At 69.4% G+C, this 18,670-nt stretch carries 15 protein-coding genes and 1 pseudogene; 2 read left to right on the top strand and 14 right to left on the bottom strand.

Annotation, left to right across the window (positions count from 1 at the left end; genetic code table 11):
• Positions 1–9 precede the first annotated feature (9 nt).
• From ACZ1HC_RS13885 to ACZ1HC_RS13830, 12 genes are all read right to left on the bottom strand, one after another.
• Positions 10–510 carry an ABC transporter ATP-binding protein gene (locus tag ACZ1HC_RS13885; protein ID WP_472700482.1) on the bottom strand — a complete coding sequence of 167 codons (501 nt, stop codon included), beginning with the start codon at positions 508–510 and terminating at the stop codon, positions 10–12.
• Positions 503–1,243, bottom strand: a complete 741-nt coding sequence (locus ACZ1HC_RS13880) for an ABC transporter ATP-binding protein (protein WP_472700481.1) — start codon at positions 1,241–1,243, stop codon at positions 503–505. Before ACZ1HC_RS13880 ends, ACZ1HC_RS13885 begins: the two co-directional genes overlap by 8 nt.
• Positions 1,236–2,213 (bottom strand): branched-chain amino acid ABC transporter permease, encoded by a 978-nt coding sequence (locus ACZ1HC_RS13875; protein ID WP_472700480.1) that lies wholly within the window; start codon positions 2,211–2,213, stop codon positions 1,236–1,238. Before ACZ1HC_RS13875 ends, ACZ1HC_RS13880 begins: the two co-directional genes overlap by 8 nt.
• Complete coding sequence (locus tag ACZ1HC_RS13870; RefSeq protein WP_472700479.1) at positions 2,213–3,082, bottom strand: branched-chain amino acid ABC transporter permease; 870 nt, start codon at positions 3,080–3,082, stop codon at positions 2,213–2,215. The genes ACZ1HC_RS13875 and ACZ1HC_RS13870 overlap by 1 nt, the downstream gene beginning before the upstream one ends.
• 59 nt (positions 3,083–3,141) lie before the next feature.
• Entirely contained in the window at positions 3,142–4,365 is a 1,224-nt protein-coding gene (locus ACZ1HC_RS13865; protein WP_472700478.1) for an ABC transporter substrate-binding protein, read from the bottom strand.
• 55 nt (positions 4,366–4,420) lie between these two features.
• Positions 4,421–5,035 carry a 3-isopropylmalate dehydratase small subunit gene (gene leuD, locus ACZ1HC_RS13860; protein ID WP_472700477.1) on the bottom strand — a complete coding sequence of 205 codons (615 nt, stop codon included), beginning with the start codon at positions 5,033–5,035 and terminating at the stop codon, positions 4,421–4,423.
• Positions 5,036–5,045: 10 nt separating this feature from the next.
• The gene (leuC, locus tag ACZ1HC_RS13855) at positions 5,046–7,412 is read right to left on the bottom strand and encodes a 3-isopropylmalate dehydratase large subunit (RefSeq protein WP_472700476.1); all 2,367 of its coding nucleotides are present in this window, start codon (positions 7,410–7,412) and stop codon (positions 5,046–5,048) included.
• A complete protein-coding gene (locus ACZ1HC_RS13850; RefSeq protein WP_472700475.1) occupies positions 7,412–8,071 on the bottom strand; it encodes a polysaccharide deacetylase family protein in 660 nt (219 codons plus the stop codon). Before ACZ1HC_RS13850 ends, leuC begins: the two co-directional genes overlap by 1 nt.
• Positions 8,072–8,347, bottom strand: coding sequence for a hypothetical protein (locus tag ACZ1HC_RS13845; protein ID WP_472700474.1), 276 nt, complete (start codon positions 8,345–8,347; stop codon positions 8,072–8,074).
• Between the two features lie 76 nt (positions 8,348–8,423).
• A complete protein-coding gene (locus ACZ1HC_RS13840) occupies positions 8,424–8,792 on the bottom strand; it encodes an isochorismatase family protein (RefSeq protein WP_472700473.1) in 369 nt (122 codons plus the stop codon).
• A 518-nt stretch (positions 8,793–9,310) separates the two neighbouring features.
• Positions 9,311–10,486, bottom strand: a complete 1,176-nt coding sequence (locus ACZ1HC_RS13835; protein WP_472700472.1) for a CaiB/BaiF CoA transferase family protein — start codon at positions 10,484–10,486, stop codon at positions 9,311–9,313.
• Positions 10,479–11,678: an acyl-CoA dehydrogenase gene (locus tag ACZ1HC_RS13830; protein WP_472700471.1), complete on the bottom strand. Its 1,200-nt coding sequence runs from the start codon at positions 11,676–11,678 to the stop codon at positions 10,479–10,481. The genes ACZ1HC_RS13835 and ACZ1HC_RS13830 overlap by 8 nt, the downstream gene beginning before the upstream one ends.
• A gap of 82 nt (positions 11,679–11,760) precedes the next feature.
• Between ACZ1HC_RS13830 and ACZ1HC_RS13825 the strand changes: the two genes are divergently transcribed.
• Positions 11,761–12,657, top strand: a complete 897-nt coding sequence (locus ACZ1HC_RS13825) for a LysR family transcriptional regulator (protein ID WP_472700854.1) — start codon at positions 11,761–11,763, stop codon at positions 12,655–12,657.
• A gap of 13 nt (positions 12,658–12,670) precedes the next feature.
• Here ACZ1HC_RS13825 and ACZ1HC_RS13820 read toward each other — a convergent pair whose 3' ends face one another.
• Both ACZ1HC_RS13820 and ACZ1HC_RS13815 read right to left on the bottom strand, forming a co-directional pair.
• Positions 12,671–15,298 (bottom strand): AAA family ATPase, encoded by a 2,628-nt coding sequence (locus ACZ1HC_RS13820; RefSeq protein ID WP_472700470.1) that lies wholly within the window; start codon positions 15,296–15,298, stop codon positions 12,671–12,673.
• Positions 15,295–16,407, bottom strand: coding sequence for a metallophosphoesterase family protein (locus tag ACZ1HC_RS13815; RefSeq protein ID WP_472700469.1), 1,113 nt, complete (start codon positions 16,405–16,407; stop codon positions 15,295–15,297). Before ACZ1HC_RS13815 ends, ACZ1HC_RS13820 begins: the two co-directional genes overlap by 4 nt.
• 182 nt (positions 16,408–16,589) lie before the next feature.
• Here ACZ1HC_RS13815 and ACZ1HC_RS13810 point away from each other — a divergent pair.
• Positions 16,590–18,665 (top strand): annotated as a pseudogene (locus ACZ1HC_RS13810) (alpha-1,4-glucan--maltose-1-phosphate maltosyltransferase); the annotation flags it as partial.
• Positions 18,666–18,670: the final 5 nt, after the last annotated feature.

Raw genomic sequence — 18,670 nt, 5'->3', positions numbered from 1 at the left:
CCTCGACCATCAGGGGGACAGGCCCAGCGACGGCTCGTCCAGGATCAGCAGCTTGGGTTCGGACATCATGCCACGCCCGATCGCCAGCATCTGCTGTTCGCCCCCCGACAGGGTCCCGGCAAGCTGGTCCAGCCGTTCGCGCAGACGCGGGAAGATCGTGCAGATGCGGTCGAAGTTCTGCTTGCGGTGGGCCGCGGCGCGGCGGAAGGCGCCCAGTTCAAGGTTCTCGGCCACCGTCAGGTTGGGAAAGATCCGGCGGCCCTCGGGGACCTGCGCGATGCCCAGCGCCACGATGTCGCGCGGCTTCATGCCGGTGATGCGCGCGCCCTCGAACCGGACCTCGCCGGAACTGGGGCGGATGAAGCCCGAGACGACGTTGTTCAGCGTCGTCTTGCCCACGCCGTTCGACCCCAGCAGGGCCACGATCTCGCCCGCGTCGATGCGCATGTCGATGCCGTGCAGCACGGCCATCGACCCGTAGCCGGCCCGTAGGTCCGAAATCTCAAGCATGGTGACCCTCCTGCAGACGGGCGGCGGCGCCGTGGCCCAGATAGGCCTCGACCACGCCGGGATCGCGGACCAGTTCCCGGGGCGTGCCGCGGGCGATCATCCTGCCGTGGTTCAGGACGTAGGCGGTCTCGGCCAGGCTCATCACGGCCTGCATCACGTGTTCGATCATCAGGAAGGTGTGCCCCTCGTCGCGGATCTGGCGGATGATGCCGACGATTTCCGACACCTCGGACGGGATCAGGCCGGCCATCACCTCGTCCAGCAGCAGCAGTTTCGCGCCGGTCGCCAGCGCGCGGGCCAGTTCCAGGCGCTTGCGCCCGGCGATGGTCAGCGCGGATGCCGGTCGGTCCAGCATCGCGCCCATGCCCAGCCGCTTGCCGACCCGGCGGGCCACCGCCATCGCCTCGGCCCGGTCGTGGTGGTGCAGATAGGCGCCCACGGCGATGTTTTCCTGCACCGTCAGGCCGACGAAGGGCTGCACGATCTGGAAGGTGCGGATCATCCCCATCGCGCAGATGCGGTGCGGGGGCAGGCCGGTGACGTCGCGACCCATGAAGCGGACCGCGCCCTGGTCGGGCCGGGTGAAGCCGGCGATCGTCGTGAAGCAGGTGGTCTTGCCCGCCCCGTTCGGGCCCAGCAGGCCGACGATGGCGCCTTCGGGCACCTCCAGCGAGGCGTCGTCCACCGCCTTCAGGCCGCCGAAGCTTTTGGACAGGTTGCGAACCTCAAGCATGGTCGTCCTCGTTCTTGCGGAAGGGGCCGATGCGGGCGGCCAGCCCCATCAGGCCCTGCGGCAGGAAGCGCAGCGCGCAGATCAGCACCACCGCGTAAAGCACGAAGTTCAGGCCGGGCGCGTCGTGCAGCAGGTGCTTGGCGCCTTCGCCCAGAAGGTGCAGGCCCAGCGTGCCGATGAGCGGCCCCCAGACGGTGCCCGCGCCGCCGATGATCGGGCCGATCAGCGCCTCGATCGACACGGCGCTGCCATAGACGACGGCGCTATCGATGAACAGCCAGACCTGAAGATAGAGAACCCCGGCAAGCCCCGCGAAGGCCCCGGAGATCGCCATCGCCTTGACCTTGATGCTGTAGGTGTCGATGCCGAGCGCGCGGGCCGCGTCCTCGTTTTCACGCACGGCGATCAGATAGGCGCCGAAGCGGGACCGTTTCAGCCAGGCGGTCAGCGCCATGACCAGGGCCACGACGACCAGCAGGATCGTATAGACCACCGTGCGGTCGTTGAACTGCAGCGTGGACAGCCCCGGTTCAAGGCGAAGCTGCAGGCCGCTGCCCCCGCCGGTGATGGCGAACGACGACGCGCAGATCCGCAGCACCTCGGCGAAGGCCAGCGTGACCAAGGCGAAATACGACCCCTTCAGGCCATAGCGGAAGGCCAGCGCGCCGATGAAGGCGCCCATCACCGCGCCAGCCGCGATCCCGGCCGCGAAGCCGATCCAGGCATTGATGCCGTACTGCACCTGCAGGATCGCCGAGGCATAGGCGCCGGTCCCGTACATCGCCGCGTGCCCGAAGGACGCCATGCCCCCGAAGCCGCCGGTGATGTTCCAGGCCAGCGCCACGACCGCCACGATCAGCGCGTTGATGGTGAAGCCCATCCAGACGGGCGAGGACATGAAGTAGAGGCTGGCCAGATAGATCAGCGCCAGGCCGATCAGAACGGCCTGTCCGGCGGAATGGGGTTTCATCACGCGGCCCTCCTGCCCAGAAGGCCCGAGGGCTTGAACAGCAGGATCAGGATGAAGGCCATGAAGATGCCGATCTGGCCCAGGCTTTCCCCCAGAAACAGCCCGCAGAGCGATTCGATCACCCCCAGCAGCAGCCCCGCGATCAGCGCCCCGGGCAGGCTGCCCATGCCGCCCAGAACCACCGTGGTGAAGGCCACCAGCACGAAGGTGTAACCCACCTGCGGCGTGACGTAGAAGGTCGGCAGCAGCAGGCAGGCGGCCAGCGCCACGCAGGCGGTGCCGATGCCGAAGCAGATGGCATAGGTGTGGCTGACGTCGATGCCCACGATCTCGGCGCCGCGCTTCTCGATGGCGACGGCGCGGATGGCGGATCCGGTGCGGGTGCGGGTCATGAACAGCCACAGCAGGGGTGCCGCGGCAAGGGCCGCGAAGAAGGCGATCACCCGGCCCATCGGCAGGTAGGCGCCCAGGAATTCAACGGTGTTGTAGGCATACGGAATGTCCACGCTGCGAGTGTTCGACGTCCAGAAGTAGAGCGCCAGGTTGTCGATGATGAGCGCCAGCGCCAGCGTCACCAGCAGCACGTTCTGTTCGGACCCGCCGCTCATGGGGGCGATCACCCAGCGCTGCAGCGCGTAGCCCAGGCAGAAGAACACCGGCAGCAGGACTGGGATCGCCAGATAGGGATCCAGGCCCACGTGGACGAACAGGAAATAGGCGGCATACAGCGCCAGCATCAGCAGGCTGCCATGCGCGAAGTTGATGATGTGCAGGACGCCGTAGATCAGGGTCAGGCCAAGCGCCACAAGCGCATAGACGGCCCCCATCGTCAGGCCGCTGAGCACGGCGGGCAGGATCAGGCTGGACATGGGCACTCGCTTGTCAAGAAGGGCCGGGGGCCCCGCCTGCCGGCGGGGACCCGGTCGGATCAGCCTTCGCGCGGGATCGGGAAGACCGGTTCGGCGGTGGCGTATTCCTCGGGGAAGACCAGCTCGATCGTCTCGCCCCGGATCTGGGTGTTCACCGGCTGCGAGTTGACGTTGTCGCCGTTGACGAACTTCGTCGGCCCGTAGGGCATGATCGAGCCGTCGTAGGTCGAGGCCGCCAGCGTCTCGATCATCGCCTTGCGGTCGGTCGAGGCGCCGCGTTCCAGCGCGTCGGCGATCACCTGGATCGTCGCATAGGACACCATCACGTCATAGGTCAGGTCCAGCCCGGCCTCGGCCACGGTGGCGGCAAGCGCCTGCGATTCCGGCTTGTTGGGGTCGTACCAGTGGTTGCAGTCCATCACGTACTGCGCGATGTCGTTGTTCTCGCGCACGAACTTGATGTTGGACGCGGCCCCGCCCAGGATCGAGTAGATCGCCATCAGTTCCGCCCGCTGCTGGCGCAGGGCGCGGGCCATCAGCGTGTATTCGTTGAGATAGTTCGACGGGATCAGGATGTTCGCCCCCGACGCCTTGACCCGCAGCGCGATGTTGTTGAAGTCGCGGTGCGGCGTGGGGTGCGAGATCGTCTCGACCACCTCGATGCCCTGCTGGGGCAGTTGCTCGGCCATGATCTTGGCCATGTTCGACCCGAAGGGGCCGTCCTCGTGGACGATGGCGGCGGTCTTGACGGGGCTGCCCGCGTCCGCGTTCAGCTGCTTGAGGTTTTCCAGCGCGACGCTGGTGCATTTGTTGACGCCGGGGGTGAAGCGGAACACGTTGGGCAGGCCGCGTTCCACGATCGTCTCGGCGGTGCCGATCGAGAAGACCTGCGCCAGATCGTATTTCGCCGCCGCCTGCGACGATGCCAGGCCCAGGGCGGATGCGCTTGCGCCGGTGAAGGCGACCACGCCTGCCTCGGCCCGGGTATCGACGGCCGATGCCGCGATCTCGGGGCGGCTCTGGGCATCGACCACGACCAGTTCGATCTGCGCGCCGCTCATGCTCTTGATGCCGCCGGCGGCGTTGATCGCGTCGGCCGCGAACTTGGCGCCCGCCGCGCATTGGGTGCCGTTATAGGCCAGGTTGCCGGTCAGCGGCTCCAGCACGCCGATCTTCACGGTCTGGCCCTGCGCCCACAGGATCGAGGGCATGGACAGCCCGCTGACAAGGGCTGCCGCGCCCGAGGCCTTCAGCAAGCCGCGGCGATTGAGTGTGTATGTCATTGTCGTCTCCCTGCTTGTTGTTCGTTTGACGGGTAGGGCCCCTGGCCGGGGGCGGTCAGCGTTCCAGCCAGGGGTTCCGGGCCATCCTCTCGGCCTCGAAGGCTTCGATCCGGTCCATGTAGGTGAAGGTCATCTCGATCTCGTCCAGGCCCTGCAGAAGGCAGTCGCGGGCGAAGGCGTCGATGGCGATGGGGTGGGTGCCGAGACCCGCGGGCAGAACCACCCGGGTGGCTTCCAGATCGACGGTCACGGTGGCATCGGGATCGGCGGCAAGGTGATCGGCCAGCGCCTCGCAGACCGGCGCGGGCAGGCGGGCCGGGACGATGCCGTTCTTCAGCGCGTTGTTTAAGAAGATGTCGCCGAAGCCGGGCGCCAGCAGCGCGCGGATGCCCGCATCGGCCAGGGCATAGACGGCGCCTTCGCGCGACGATCCGCAGCCGAAATTGTCCTCGACCAGCAGGATCCTGGCCTGCCCGGCGCCGGGGCGGTTCAGCGGAAAGTCCGGGTCCAGCTTGCCGTCGGCGTCGCGGCGGATGTCGTGGAACAGGAACTTGTCATAGCCCTCGGCCCGGTCGGCCTTGAGAAAGCGGCCGGGGATGATCTGGTCGGTGTCGCAGTTGACGCCGGGAACATGAACGACGGTCGAGGTTTCGCGCCTGAAGGCCTTCATCGCGTCCTCCCTACAGCTTGCGGACATCGGTCAGCCGCCCGGTGATGGCGGCGGCGGCCGCCATCGCGGGGCTGACCAGGTGGGTGCGCGATCCAGGCCCCTGCCGCCCCACGAAGTTCCGGTTCGAGGTCGAGGCGCAGCGTTCGCCCGGCCCCACCGCGTCGCCGTTCATCGCCGCGCACATCGAACAGCCCGACTGGCGCCATTCGAAGCCCGCCTCGCGGAAGATGCGGGCGAGGCCCTCGGCCTCGGCCTGTTCGCGGACCTGGGTGGAACCGGGCACGACGATGGCCGGGACGGCCGCCTTGCGGTCCTTCAGGACAGCGGCGGCGGCGCGCAGATCCTCGATCCGGCTGTTGGTGCAGGAGCCGATGAAGACCCGGTCGATGGGCAGGCCGTCAAGCGCTGTGCCGGGCGCGAGGTCCATGTATTCCAGCGACCTGGCGGCGGCCTTGCGCTTTTCGGGGCTGGCAAAGCTGGCGGGGTCGGGGATGCGGCCGGTGATCGGCACGGCATCCTCGGGGCTGGTGCCCCAGGTGACCATCGGCGCGATGGCGGCCCCGTCCAGTTCCACCTCTCGGTCGAAGGTCGCGCCCTCGTCGGTGGGAAGCCGCCGCCACTGGGCCATCGCCAGATCCCATTCCTGGCCGGTGGGCGCGTAGTGGCGCCCGGCGACATAGCGGAAGGTGGTCTCGTCCGGGGCGACCATGCCCAGCCGCGCCGCTGCCTCGATCGACAGGTTGCACAGCGTCAGCCGCGCCTCGATGGACATGTCGCGCACCACCTGGCCCGCATATTCGATGGCGTGCCCGCCCGCGCCCGCGGCCCCGATCCTGGCGATCAGCGCCAGCATCACGTCCTTGGCGGTGACGCCCTGGCCCAGCCGTCCGTTCACCGTGACGCGCATCGTCCTGGGCCGCATCTGCCACAGCGTCTGCGTGGCCAGCACATGCGCGTTTTCCGACTGGCCGATGCCGAAGGCGATGGCCCCCAGCGCGCCCTGGGTCGAAGTATGGCTGTCCGAGCAGACGATGGTCAGGCCGGGCAGGGTGATGCCCTGTTCGGGCGCGACCACATGAACGATGCCCTGTTCGCGGCTGGCGATGCCGAAATGGCGCAGTCCGCCCCATTCCATGTTCTCGTCGAAGGTGCGGATCATCCGGGCAATGGCCGGGCTGGCCGCATCATCGGCGCTGCGGCCCCGGGTGGGCACATAGTGATCCGCGATGCCGAAGATCTGGCGCGGTCGGCGCGGACGCAGGTTGCGGCGCTTGAGGTCGGCAAAGGCGTGGAAGCTGCCTTCGTGGATCAGGTCGCGGTCGATATAGAGAAGCGACTGGCCCGACGGGTGGCGCAGGATCTCGTGCGCGTCCCAGATCTTGCCGAACAGGGTTCGCGGCGTCGTGTCGGATGCTGGCGTCATGGCGATCCGTTCCTTGTCATTCCAGACCGTCGAGACCTGGCTTTCGGCGGCGGCGGCGATCTGTCCCACGGGGGCGGTCCAGACCCCCTCGTGGCCCAGGATGTAGTCCAGAACCTCGCGCAGGTATTCGACCCGGTAGGGCATCCCCGAGACCCAGGAATGCAGCGGCAGGCTCATCACCCGACCGCCGTATTGCGCGCTTTCGCGATAGAGCACGTCGAAGCGGTCCATGACCTGCCGGACCCATTCGGGTTCGGAGTGGAAGTATTCGGTGGCCACCACCCGGTCGTCGGTCTCGTAGGCCAAGGGCATCGCCAGCAGCGGGCCTTCCTGCGTGCGCATCCGATAGGGCAGGTCGTCGTTGGCCCAGTCCAGGTTCCAGCGGATGCCGTTGCGCGCCAGCAGGTCCGGCGTGTTGAAGCCCTGCGCGCGGCCGGGCGACAGCCAGCCCTCGACCGGCTGGCCAGTGGCGCCGCGCAGCAGGCGCAGCGTTTCGGCGATGATCGCGTTCTCGTCGTCGATGGACAGGCCCGAATGGTGGACCTTGCCCATGTCCAGGCCATGCGCCACCACCTCGTGCCCGGCGGCCGTCACCGCCTCCAGCAGCGCGGGATAGCGCGCGGCGATGCAGCCGTTGACGGCAAAGCTGGCCCGCAGCCCCTTTTCCGCCAGAAGCCGCAGGATGCGGAACACGCCGATGCGGTTGCCGTAGTCGCGGTTGGTGTAATAGCGGAAATCGGGATAGGGCATCGACAGCGCGCCCGGCGCCTTGAAGGGCTTGGCCGGCATGTCCAGCGGGAAATGCTGCACATGGGTGACGATCGACAGCGCGATCCGCGCCCCGCCGAGCCAGGCGATCGGCTTGCGGGCGAACATGTCGGACCAGTCGTAACGGTCGTGGTCCATGCCGTAGCGGCGGGCGGGATAAACCAGGTAATCCTCGGGAAGCGGCATCAGCGGTCCCCCTGCGCGTGCCTGGCTGCGGCGGCCGCCATCGCGTCATAGGCGCCGCTGGCGTGATAGGCTTTCGCGATCTCTCGGCCCGTGGCCTGCCAGACGCCCTCGTGGCCGGCGATGTAGGCGATGGCCTCGGCGAAGGCGTCGATGCGGTGCGGCTGGCCCACCAGATAGGGGTGCAGCGGGATGCACATGACCATGCCGCTTTCGTCCGATTCCCGGTAAAGCTGGTCGAACTGGCGGCGGATGATCTCGCCGTAGTGGCGGGGCGTGACCTTCTGGCTGTTATAGACGATCACGTCGTTCATCTCGAGCGAGTAGGGCATCGAAATGAGCTTGCCCGACTTGACCTTCACCGGCATCGGCTGGTCGTCGTGGAACATGTCGCAGGTATATCGGATCCCCGCCTCGGCCAGGATGTCCATGGTCCACAGGTTGTTGGACAGCGCCGGAGACAGCCAGCCCGCCAGGTCCTGGCCGGTGTGCTTCCTGACCGTGTCGAAGGCGTCGCGGATGATCTCGCGTTCCTGGTCGATGGTCATGTTGTAGACATAGCGTGTGTTGTAGATGCCGTGCGAAAAGAACTCCCACCCCCGGTCGGCGCAGGCGCGGATGATTTCCGGATGGTGATCGCACAGCGCGACGTTCAGCGACACCTACCCGCGAAAGCCCGCTTGGTCCATCGCCGCCATCATCCGCTGCCATCCCGCGCGGTTGCCGTAATCGCGGTGCGAATATTGCAGCACGTCGGGGTTCGGGCGGCCCCAAGGGGTCCGGGTCGGGTTGTTCGGCGGATCGTATTCGTAGAACTCGATGTTGGGCGCGATCCAGACGGCCAGCTTCTTGCCGCCGGGCCAGGTGATCTTCGGCCGGCCGGGCCAGGGAAGATAGTCGTAGAGCCCCAGGTCCGACCGCATCGGTTCGCCGCCCATCTCAGCGCGCCTCGGGCTGGTAGGCGTCATACCAGGCGATGGCCTCGGCCACCGGGATCACGTCGCCATACTTGACCTAGATATCGTACAGGTTGGCGAAATGCGGGCTTTCGTGCTTGTCGGCCACGCATTCCTCGGGGACGATCACCCGGTACCCGCGCGAGATCGCGTCCACCACGCAGGCCCGCACGCAGCCCGAGGTCGAGCCGCCCGTCAGCACCACTGTGTCGCACTGGTGCCAGACCATCAGCGACTGCAGGTTGGTTTCGTGGAAGGCCGAGGCCATGCGCTTGTTGATGATGATGTCGCGCACCGGGTCGATCTTCAGGCGCGGGTCGAATTCGGCCCGGCGCGAGCCGACCTTGATGTTCTGCAGCGAGATCGGGCGTGTCGGTCCGGGTCCCCCAGACGCCGCAATCCTCGCCCGACTGCATGTAGGCGACATAGGTCCAGGTGATCGGCAGCCCCTTGGCGCGGGCCAGATCGGCAAGCTGGTTCACATAGTCCAGTTGCCGGGGATCGGTTTCATAGGCGGTCGCGAATTCGCCGACGCCGGTATAGGCCAGTTGCAGGTCGATGTGATCAGCATGGGCTTCCTGCCGAAGCCGAAGCGGCGGCGCGTGGGGTTCGCCTTGGCGTGTTCGTAAAGCTGCCGGGCCGTCAGGGACGACATTTCCATTGCTGGACCTCCTCTGCCTGCGCTGCGGACCCGGCTTGCGGCTGCCCGAAAGGGCCGCGCTCCTCCTGCCAGGTTCCCCATCCTGTTAGACCTATTGTTATGGCTTTATGTCATTTATAAAGAAGAATCTGCCGCGGCGGGGATGAAAAATACATCGCATTATCAGCCTATTGAGGGGCCGGTGGCCGGGTTCTTCTGGGCGGGGCAGAATCGCGATCGCCGCGCTGCGGATGCTGCAGCGCGGCGAAAGCAGGTCGGCGGCGCGGTCGGGACCGTCGCGGCGGCTATGGCGCGCCTGGGGGCGTCACGCCGCGATCTTCGGCAAAGGTCCAGGCGCCGTCGCCCAGGGCGGGGGCGGCGCGGTCGTGGGCCATGCCGCTGCGGCCGAAGCGGATGGGCGTGCGCAGTCCCGCGATGCCTTCCGGCGCGATCTGCAAGCCGCGCGCGACGATCTGCGGTTCCGACAGCGCCTCGGCCACGTCATTGACGGGTCCGCCCGGCACGCCCGCCTTCTCGAGGGCGGCGATCAGGTCGGCGCGGCTGCGGCGCGCGGTGGCTTGGGTCAGCAGGGCCACCAGCCGGTCGCGATGGGCCACGCGCGCGGGGTTGGTGGCGAAGTCGGGGTTGCCCGGCAGGTCGGGCAGGTCCAGCACCCGGCACAGCGCCGCGAACTGCCGGTCGTTGCCGCAGGCGACGATCAGGTGCCCGTCCGAGGCCGGGAAAAGCTGGTAGGGGACGATGTTGGGATGCGCGTTGCCCAACCGATGCGGCACCATGCCGCCCAGCAGGAAGTTCATGGCCTGGTTGGCCAGCACCGCCACGCCGCAGTCCAGCAGCGACAGATCCAGATGCTGCCCAAGCCCCGACCGCGCGCGTTCCGCAAGCGCCGCCTGCACGGCGATCACGCCGTAAAGCCCGGTGAAGATGTCTATCCAGGCCACCCCGACCTTCTGCGGCTCGCCGTCGGGCGGCCCGGTCAGGTCCATGATCCCCGACATGCCCTGGATCAGGAAGTCGTATCCCGGCTGGCCGGCGCGCGGCCCGTCCTGGCCGAAGCCCGTGACCGAGGCATAGATCAGCCCCGGATTGCGCGCCGACAGGGTGTCGTAATCCAGCCCGAAGCGCCGCACCCCGCCGACCTTGAAGTTCTCGATCACCACGTCCGCCCGGTCGATCAGCCCGCGCAGCCGGTCCATTTCGGCCGCGTCGTTGAAGTCGCAGGTGACCGAGGTCTTGCCCCGGTTGGCCGCGTGGAAATAGGCCGCGACCCGTTCGGTCGTGCCGTCCGCGCGGGGGCGGTCGATGAAGGGCGGCCCCCAGCGGCGGGTGTCGTCGCCTTCCGGGGATTCCACCTTGATGACCTCGGCGCCCAGGTCGGCCAGGGTCTGCCCGATCCACGGCCCGGCCAGGATGCGCGCCAGCTCGACGACGCGCAGGCCCTTCAGCGGCGGCTCAGCCAAAGGCCTGGATCCCGGTCTGCGCGCGGCCCAGGATCAGCGCGTGAACGTCGTGCGTCCCTTCGTAGGTGTTCACGGTTTCCAGGTTCTGCGCGTGGCGGATCACGTGGTATTCGCTGGAGATCCCGTTGCCGCCATGCATGTCCCGCGCCATCCGCGCGATGTCCAGGGCCTTGCCGCAGTTGTTGCGCTTGACGATCGAGATCATCTCGGGCGCGAAGCGGCCCTCGTCGAACAGGCGGCCGACGCGCAGGGACGCCTGCAGGCCAAGCGCGATCTCGGTCTGCATGTCGGCCAGCTTCTTCTGGAACAGCTGCGTGGCGGCCAGGGGGCGGTTGAACTGGTGGCGGTCAAGCCCGTACTGGCGGGCGCGGAACCAGCAGTCCTCGGCCGCGCCCATCGCGCCCCAGGAAATGCCGTAGCGCGCCCGGTTGAGACAGCCGAAGGGTCCGCCCATGCCCTCGATGTTGGGCAGCAGCGCGTCCTCGGGCACCGCGACATCCTCCATCACGATCTCGCCGGTGATCGAGGCGCGCAAGCTCAGCTTGCCCTCGATCTTGGGCGCCGACAGCCCCTTCATGCCCTTGTCCAGGACGAAGCCCCGGACCTTGCCGCCATGCGCGTCGGACTTGGCCCAGACCACGAACACATCCGCGATCGGGCTGTTCGAGATCCACATCTTCGCGCCAGTCAGCACATAGCCGCCGTCCACCTTGCGGGCGCGGGTCTTCATGCCGGCGGGATCCGAGCCGGCATCCGGTTCGGTCAGCCCGAAGCAGCCGATATATTCGCCGGTCGCCAGCCTGGGCAGATAGCGCCGCTTCTGCTCTTCGCTGCCATAGGCCTCGATGGGGAACATCACCAGCGACGACTGGACCGAGGCCATGCTGCGATAGCCGCTGTCGATCCGCTCGATCTCTCGGGCCACCAGGCCGTAGGAGACGTACGAGGCGCCGGCGCCGCCGTATTGCTCGGCCACGGTGACGCCCAGCAGGCCGGCGGCGCCCATCTCGCGGAAGATCTCGGGATCGGTCGTCTCGTTGAGGTAGGCGTCGGTCACGCGCGGGGCCAGCCGGTCGGCGGCGAAGGCCGCGGCGCTGTCGCGGATCATCCGTTCCTCCTCGCTCAGCTGGTCGTTCAGCAGGAAGGGGTCGGCCCAGTCGAAGGCGGCGCCCTTGTGGGATGTGGTGGACATGCGGGATCTCCTTGGTTGGGGGCAGCATATCCATTTGCCGGCGCCATCGAAAATGATAAATCTCCATGACTTCATGCATGGGATGAATGTCGTGCGCATCAGGCGCTATCTGCCGAACCTCAGCCTGCTGCTGGCCTTCGACGGGGTGGTGCGGCACGGGTCGGTGACGGCCGCCGCGCATGAACTGGGCCTGACGCAAAGCACCGTCAGCCGCCTGATCCAGACGCTGGAACAGCAGATGGGCCAGCCGCTGTTTGCCCGCCACCGCCGCCGCCTGGTCCCCACCGACGGGGCGGTGCGGTATCACGCCGACATCTCGGCCGCGCTCGACCTGATCCAGCGGGGCAGCATGGCGCTGATCGCCAATCCCGAAGGCGGCAGCCTGGATCTGGCGGTGCTGCCGACCTTCGGCACACGCTGGCTGGCCCCGCGCCTGCCGGGCTTCATGGCCCGCCATCCCGGCATCCTGGTGAACCTGACCACCCGTTTCCAGCCCGTGGCCTTCGCCCGCGAGCCCTTCGACGCCGCGATCATCTATCGCCCCGATGCGGAGGCCGACCCCAACAGCCTGAAGCTGTTCGACGAAAGCCTGACCGCCTGCGCCAGCCCGGCCTTTCTTCAGGCCCATCCGGTCGCCGCGCCGGGCGATCTGGCGGGGCTGGTCCTGCTGCACCTGCAGACCCGCCCCGACGCCTGGGCCGACTGGTTCCGCGGCCAGGGCAGCCAGGCCGCGCCGGCCGGGGGGATGGTGATGGACCAGTTCTCGATGATGATCCAGGCGGCCATCGCAGGGCTGGGGGTGGCGCTGCTGCCCAACTATCTGGCGCGGCAGGAGATCGCCGAGGGGCATCTGCTGGCGGTCCTGCGCCCGGCCGTTCCCGGCCGCGGCGGCTATTGCCTGGTCTGGCCCGGCAACCGCACCGGGTCGCGCCCGCTGGTTCATTTCCGCAACTGGCTGGCGGCCGAGGTCGCGGGCTGACCAGCCTTCCGCGTCAGGCGGCCTCGATGCTGACGCGCGCCCGTTCGCCGCCCAAGGCCGCGAAGGCGCGCTGGCGGCAGGTCAGGACCAGGATCTGCTGGTCCTGCGCCACGCGGTGGAGCGCGGTGAACATCGCCTCGATCCGGTCGTCGTCGCTGTGGACCAGGGCATCGTCCAGGATCACCGGCACCTGCGTTCCGGCGCGCGCGAACAGCCGCGCGAAGGCCAGCCGGGTCAGGATCGCCACCTGTTCGCGGGTGCCGCCCGACAGGATCTCCAGCGCCTCGGGCTGGCCGTCGCGGGTCAGGGCGGCGGGCAGCAGGGTCTGGTCGTCGATCTCCAGCGTGGCGCCGGGATGGATCACCGCCAGAAGCGGCTGCAATTCGCGCAGCACCGGCCCCAGATAGGCGTCCCGCGCCTGCCGCCGCGCCTGATCCAGCGCCTGGCGCAGCCGCGACAGGGACTGCACCTCGGCCGCGTATCGCGCGGCGCGGGCCTCGGCCTCGGCCAGCCTGCCGCGCACCTCGTCCAGATGCTCCTCGATGCCTTCCTCGGCCAGGGTGCCGATGGAGCCGTTCAGCATCGCCAGATCCTCGCGCAGGCGGTCGCGCTGCGCCTTGGCCTGCGCGGCGGCGGACTGGGCGCGCGACAGCGCGGCACGCGCCATGTCCAGATCGGGGGCCGCCTGTTCCAGCCGCGCGCACTCGGCCTGGGCTTCGGCCAGCCGCGCCTGGTCGGCGGCCCGGGCCGCGCGCAAGTCGCGCAGCCGGGCGGTCAGCGCCGCCGGATCGCCGGCCTCGGCCACGGCCGCGTCATGGGCGCGGCGGGCGGCGGCCAGGGTGGCGGTGGCCCCGGCCCGCGCCTCGAGGGCCGTGCGCAGGGCCGCCTGCGCCTGGGCGGCCAGGGCGCGGGCCTGATCCTCGGCGGCGGTGGCGGCGGCAAGCTGGGCCTCGAGCGCGGCGGGGTCGCCCGCGTCCGGGCCTTCCGCCCCGGCCTCGGAGACGGCCTGGGCATGGGCCTGGCGCAGCGCGTCCAGCCCGTCGGGGGCGATCTGGGCCAGCAGGGCCTGGGTGCCGTGCAGGCTGTCGTCCAGCCGCTGCGCCTCGACCAGCCGCGCCCGGGCCTGGGCCAGATCCTCGGCGCCGCAGGCCGACAGCCGCTGCGCCAGCAGCGCCGCAGCCTTCTGCACCTGCGTCCGGTCGCCGCCGGCCTGGGGGCCGGGGTCGATGCGCATCGCGCCGATGCCGGGCAGGTCGAAATCGCGCGGGCCGGTCAGGCGGTGGGGGCCTTCGGGCAGGTCGGCCCCGTCGGCCCGAACCCGCGCGGCGCCGGTATAGGCAAGGGTCAGGCTGACCGCCTGCGCGTCCAGACGCGCCTCGGCGCGGTTCAGGTCGTCCCCGGCCTGTTCGGCGGCGGCAAGCGCCTGCGGCGTCACCACCAGCAGACCGCGCTGCGCCCGGGCGGCTTCGAGACTGGCGCGCAGGCGTTCGGCCTCGGCCAGGCTCCGAGCAAGCTGCCCGGCGCGATCCTGCGCGGCGCGCGCCAGCCGCGCCCGCTGCGCCAGCGCCAGCCGTTCGCGCAGGGCGCGGCTGCGGGTTTCGGCATCGCCCAGTGCCGCAGCCGCGTCGCGTTCGGCCTGGGTCAGCGCGTCGGCGCGGGCATCGTGGCGGGCGGCTTCCTCGGTCGCGGCGCTCAGCGCCCGGGCGGCGCGGTCGGCGCGGTCCGCCAGCGTCTCCAGCCGCTCGATCCGGGTGCGGGCGTTGTCGTCGTGGGCGCGCGCCAGGGCCAGGGCATGTCGGGCTGCCTGCACGCGCGCGGCATGGGCCTCGGCCTCGACCAAGGCGGCGCGGGCAGCAGTCAGGGCTTCGGCGCGGCGCCGATCCTCGGCCGGGTCGTCCAGGGCGGCAAGCTGGCGCTGCGCCTCGGCGCGGCGCGCCAGATCGCCCGACAGCCGCGCGGCCTTGGCGGCAAGGTCGGCTTCCTCGGCGCGCAGGGCCTCGGCCTCGGCCTCGGCGCGCGCCCAGTCGCCGCCCGCCTTCGGCCTGCCGGTCGAGGTCGCAAGCCGGCCCAGCGCATCCGCGACGCGCGCGATCACGCCGTCCAGCCTGCGCCCGCCGGTCATCATGTCGATTTCCCCCGCGACCGAGGACAGCAGATCGCGCCGCGCCGACAGCGCCCGTTCCCGATCCGACCTGTCGCTGGCCGAACTGCCCTCGGGTTCAAGCCCCAGAAGGCCCTGGCGCACCCAGAGAAGGCCCGAGGGTCCCGACAGACCCGCGCCCAGCAGCCGGTCGATCCAGGCCTCCGCCTCGTCGTCCTGCGCAAGGATGCGGCCGTCGCGGCTGACCCGCGCCGTGGCGCGCGACAGCCACCGCTTTTCCACCCGGTAGGACCCGTCGGGCAGATCCAGGTCCACGGCGACCTCGGGCGCGCCGCCCGCATGGGGTTGCAGCGCCTTGACGGCGGCCCGGGTGGCGCGGTGGCGTTCGAAGAACAGCGCGTGGATCGCGTCGAAGAAGGTGGACTTGCCGAATTCGTTGGGTTCGCACAGCACGGTGATGCCGTCGCCGATCCCCTCGATGCGGGCCGTGCGGCCGGCGAAGCGGCGCACGTTGGTCAGTTGCAGCGCGCGGATCTTCATGGCTGGACCTCTTGCGCCAGCGCATAGAGCCGCGACAGCGCCGAGGCGGCCACCGCCCGTTCGTCGGCGCCAAGGCGCGGATCGTCCGCCTCGGCCAGCAGCGCCTCGGCGGCCTGGCGCAGGGCGCCGCCGCGGTCGATGCCGTCCAGATCCTGGGGCCGGGCCTCGGTCGCAAGGCCGGACAGGTCATGGCTGAACCAGCCGAAATCCGGCGCCGCCGCCTGCGCCGCGGCGTCAAGCGCGCTGCGGTCGGACAGCGGCAGCCGCCCGGTCGCCACCAGCCGCAGCAGCAGGTCGCGCCGCATCGCGGGCAGGGGCAGGGCCGCCTCCAGCCGCGCCAGCGGATCGTCCCCCGGCAGCAGATCCAGCGTCACCGTCTGCCAGCCCATGACGCCGGTTTCCACCGGACGCACCCGCGCCGCGCCGTCCAGCGTGACCAGCAGGGCGCAGCAGGCGGCGGCGTGCTTGAAGCCGTCGGCCTCGGGCGTGCCGGAATACCAGGTGGCCTCGTTCACCTCGATCCGCCCGTGCCAGTCGCCAAGCGCCAGGTAATCCAGCCCGGCCCGCCGCGCCCGGTCGGGGGCGATGATGCCCGCCGCGCCTTCCTCGGCCGAGAAGTCGGCGATGGCGCCGTGGCCCAGGCCGATGCGCAGGCAGCCGTCGGGGGTGGCGGCGGCCATCGCCTCGGTCAGGTCGCGGCCGGGGCGGCGCTGCGTGCAGGGGGCGGGCAGCACCATCACGCCGGGGGCCAGTTCCAGCGGATCGGGGCTGGTGATCGCGCGCAGGTTCGCCGGCGCGTCCGAGGCGATGCGCCGCCACAGCTCCGTGGCGGCGAGGCTGTCGTGGTTGCCGGGCAGCAGCACCCAGGTGATGTCGGCCTCGGCGGCCATGGCGCGCAGGGCGTGGCGCAGCGTGTCGGGGGCGGGGGTTTCGGCGTCGAAGGTGTCGCCCGCCAGCAGCACCACGCCGGCGCCGCCGTCGCGCGCGACCCGGGCCAACCGGGCGATGGCGCCGTGGCGCGCCTCGCGCAGGCGGTTGCGGATGCCTTCGGGATAGCTGCCGAAGGCCTTGCCCAGGTGCAGGTCGGAGGAATGCAGGAAGCGGAACATCGGGGACGGGATCCTTGCGGCGGCACTGTCGCGAAAGAAGAACAAACCACGCACCCAGCCGGTTAGACAACCCCCCGCCGGGCAGGATAATCATCCGCCAGGGCAACCGGCAGGGGGCAAGGGGCAGGAACCTTCGCCCGCCAAGCCTGTTGTCCTGACAAGGAACTGCCGGAGAAGGAATCATGCTGGGCAACAACCGTTCGGACAATCCCGGGCAGATCGCAGGGCAGGCCGCCGAGGCTGCGGGCGGGTCGCCCCGTTCCGGCCACGGCGACAGCGAATCCCGCCTGCGCGCGCTTGCCGCGCAGCGCATCGCGATCGAGGGCGTCTCGATCGAGATCGACGGCGGACGCTTCGCGGCCAAGGCCGTGGCGGGGCAGGAGACGGTGATCGAGGCCGACATCTTCTCGGACGGCCACGATTCGCTGGCGGCGGCGATCCGCTGGCGCCGCGTGGGCGACGACGCCCCTGCGCAAGAGGCCCGCATGGCTTTCGTCGAGAACGACCGCTGGGCCGGGACCGTCACCTTCCCGGAAAACGACCGCTATCACTGCACCATCCTGGCCTGGCGCGACCTGTTCACCACCTGGCACAAGGAGGTGACCAAGAAGCTGGCGGCCGGCCAGCGCATCGCCCTGGAGCTTGAGGAGGGGCGCAGGCTGGTGCAGGCGGCGCTGGAGGAAGGCGGCATCCCCGGCGAGGCGCGGGCGACGCTGGTGGGGCTGCTGGCGGCGGATGCCGCCTATGCCGAAGCCGTGGGCGACGACGCGGCCTCGGACGCGTCGCGCTTTGCTCGGATGGGCGATCCTGCGGTGCTGGCGCTGATGCAGCAGGCGGGCCCGCGCACCAACCTGACCGAATACAAGACCCTGACCGTCTTCGTGGACCGCAAGGCCGCGGCCTTCAGCGCCTGGTACGAGCTGATGCCGCGGTCGCAATCGGGCGACGTGAACCGCCACGGCACCTTCGACGACGTGATCGCGCGGCTGCCCTATGTGCGCGACCTTGGCTTCGACGTGCTGTATTTCCCGCCGATCCACCCGATCGGCAAGACCAACCGCAAGGGCCGCAACAACAGCCTGACCGCCCAGGAAGGCGAGCCCGGCAGCCCCTATGCCATCGGCAGCGAGGCCGGCGGCCACGACGCCATCCATCCCGAACTGGGCAGCTTCGAGGATTTCCGCCGCCTGATCGCGGCCGCGAAGGACCACGGGCTGGAGATCGCCCTGGACTTCGCCATCCAGTGTTCGCCCGACCATCCCTGGATCCGCGAGCATCCCGAATGGTTCGACTGGCGCCCCGACGGCTCGATCAAGTTCGCCGAGAACCCGCCCAAGAAATACGAGGACATCGTCAACGTCCATTTCTATCGCGGGGCGCTGCCCGACCTGTGGTATGCGCTGCGCGACGTGGTGCTGTTCTGGGTGGATCAGGGCGTGCGGATCTTCCGCGTGGACAACCCCCACACCAAGCCCTTCCCCTTCTGGGAATGGCTGATCGAGGAGGTGCGCGCCAAGGATCCCGGCGTGATCTTCCTGGCCGAGGCCTTCACCCGGCCCAAGGTGATGAAGCGGCTGGCGAAGGTGGGCTATTCGCAGTCCTATTCCTACTTCACCTGGCGCAACGAGAAGCAGGAGATCACCGAATACCTGACCGAGCTGACGCAGGAACAGTGCCGGGAATACATGCGGCCGAACTTCTTCGTGAACACGCCCGACATCAACCCGCGCTTCCTGCAGACCAGCGGCCGCCCGGGCTTCCGCACCCGGCTGGTGCTGGCCGCGACGCTGGGCGGCAACTACGGCGTCTATAACGGCTTCGAGATCTGCGAGGCCACGCCGGTGCCGGGCAAGGAGGAATACCTCAACTCCGAGAAATACGAGATCCGCGTCTGGGACATGAACCAGCCCGGCAACATCCAGGACGACATCCGGCTGATGAACCGGCTGCGCCAGACCCACCCCGCCCTGCAGCACTTCACCAACGTCAAGTTCTACAACGCCTGGAACGACCAGGTGCTGTGCTATGGCAAGCAGACCGGCAACGACTTCGTGCTGATCCACGTCAACCTGGATCCCCACAACACCCAGACCTTCGAGTTCGAGGTCCCCCTGTGGGAGTTCGGCCTGCCCGACGAGGCCTCGGTCGAGGTCCGCGACCTGATCCACGGCAACAGCTTCACCTGGCACGGCAAGAACCACTGGCTGGAGCTTGAGCCCCATACCCGACCCTATGCCATCTGGCAGCTTTTCGCCCCGGAGTT

Source organism: Paracoccus sp. BR5-17, from assembly GCF_055693925.1.
Note: the sequence above shows the minus strand (reverse complement) of the source record. Positions and strands in the feature narration are given on the sequence as shown.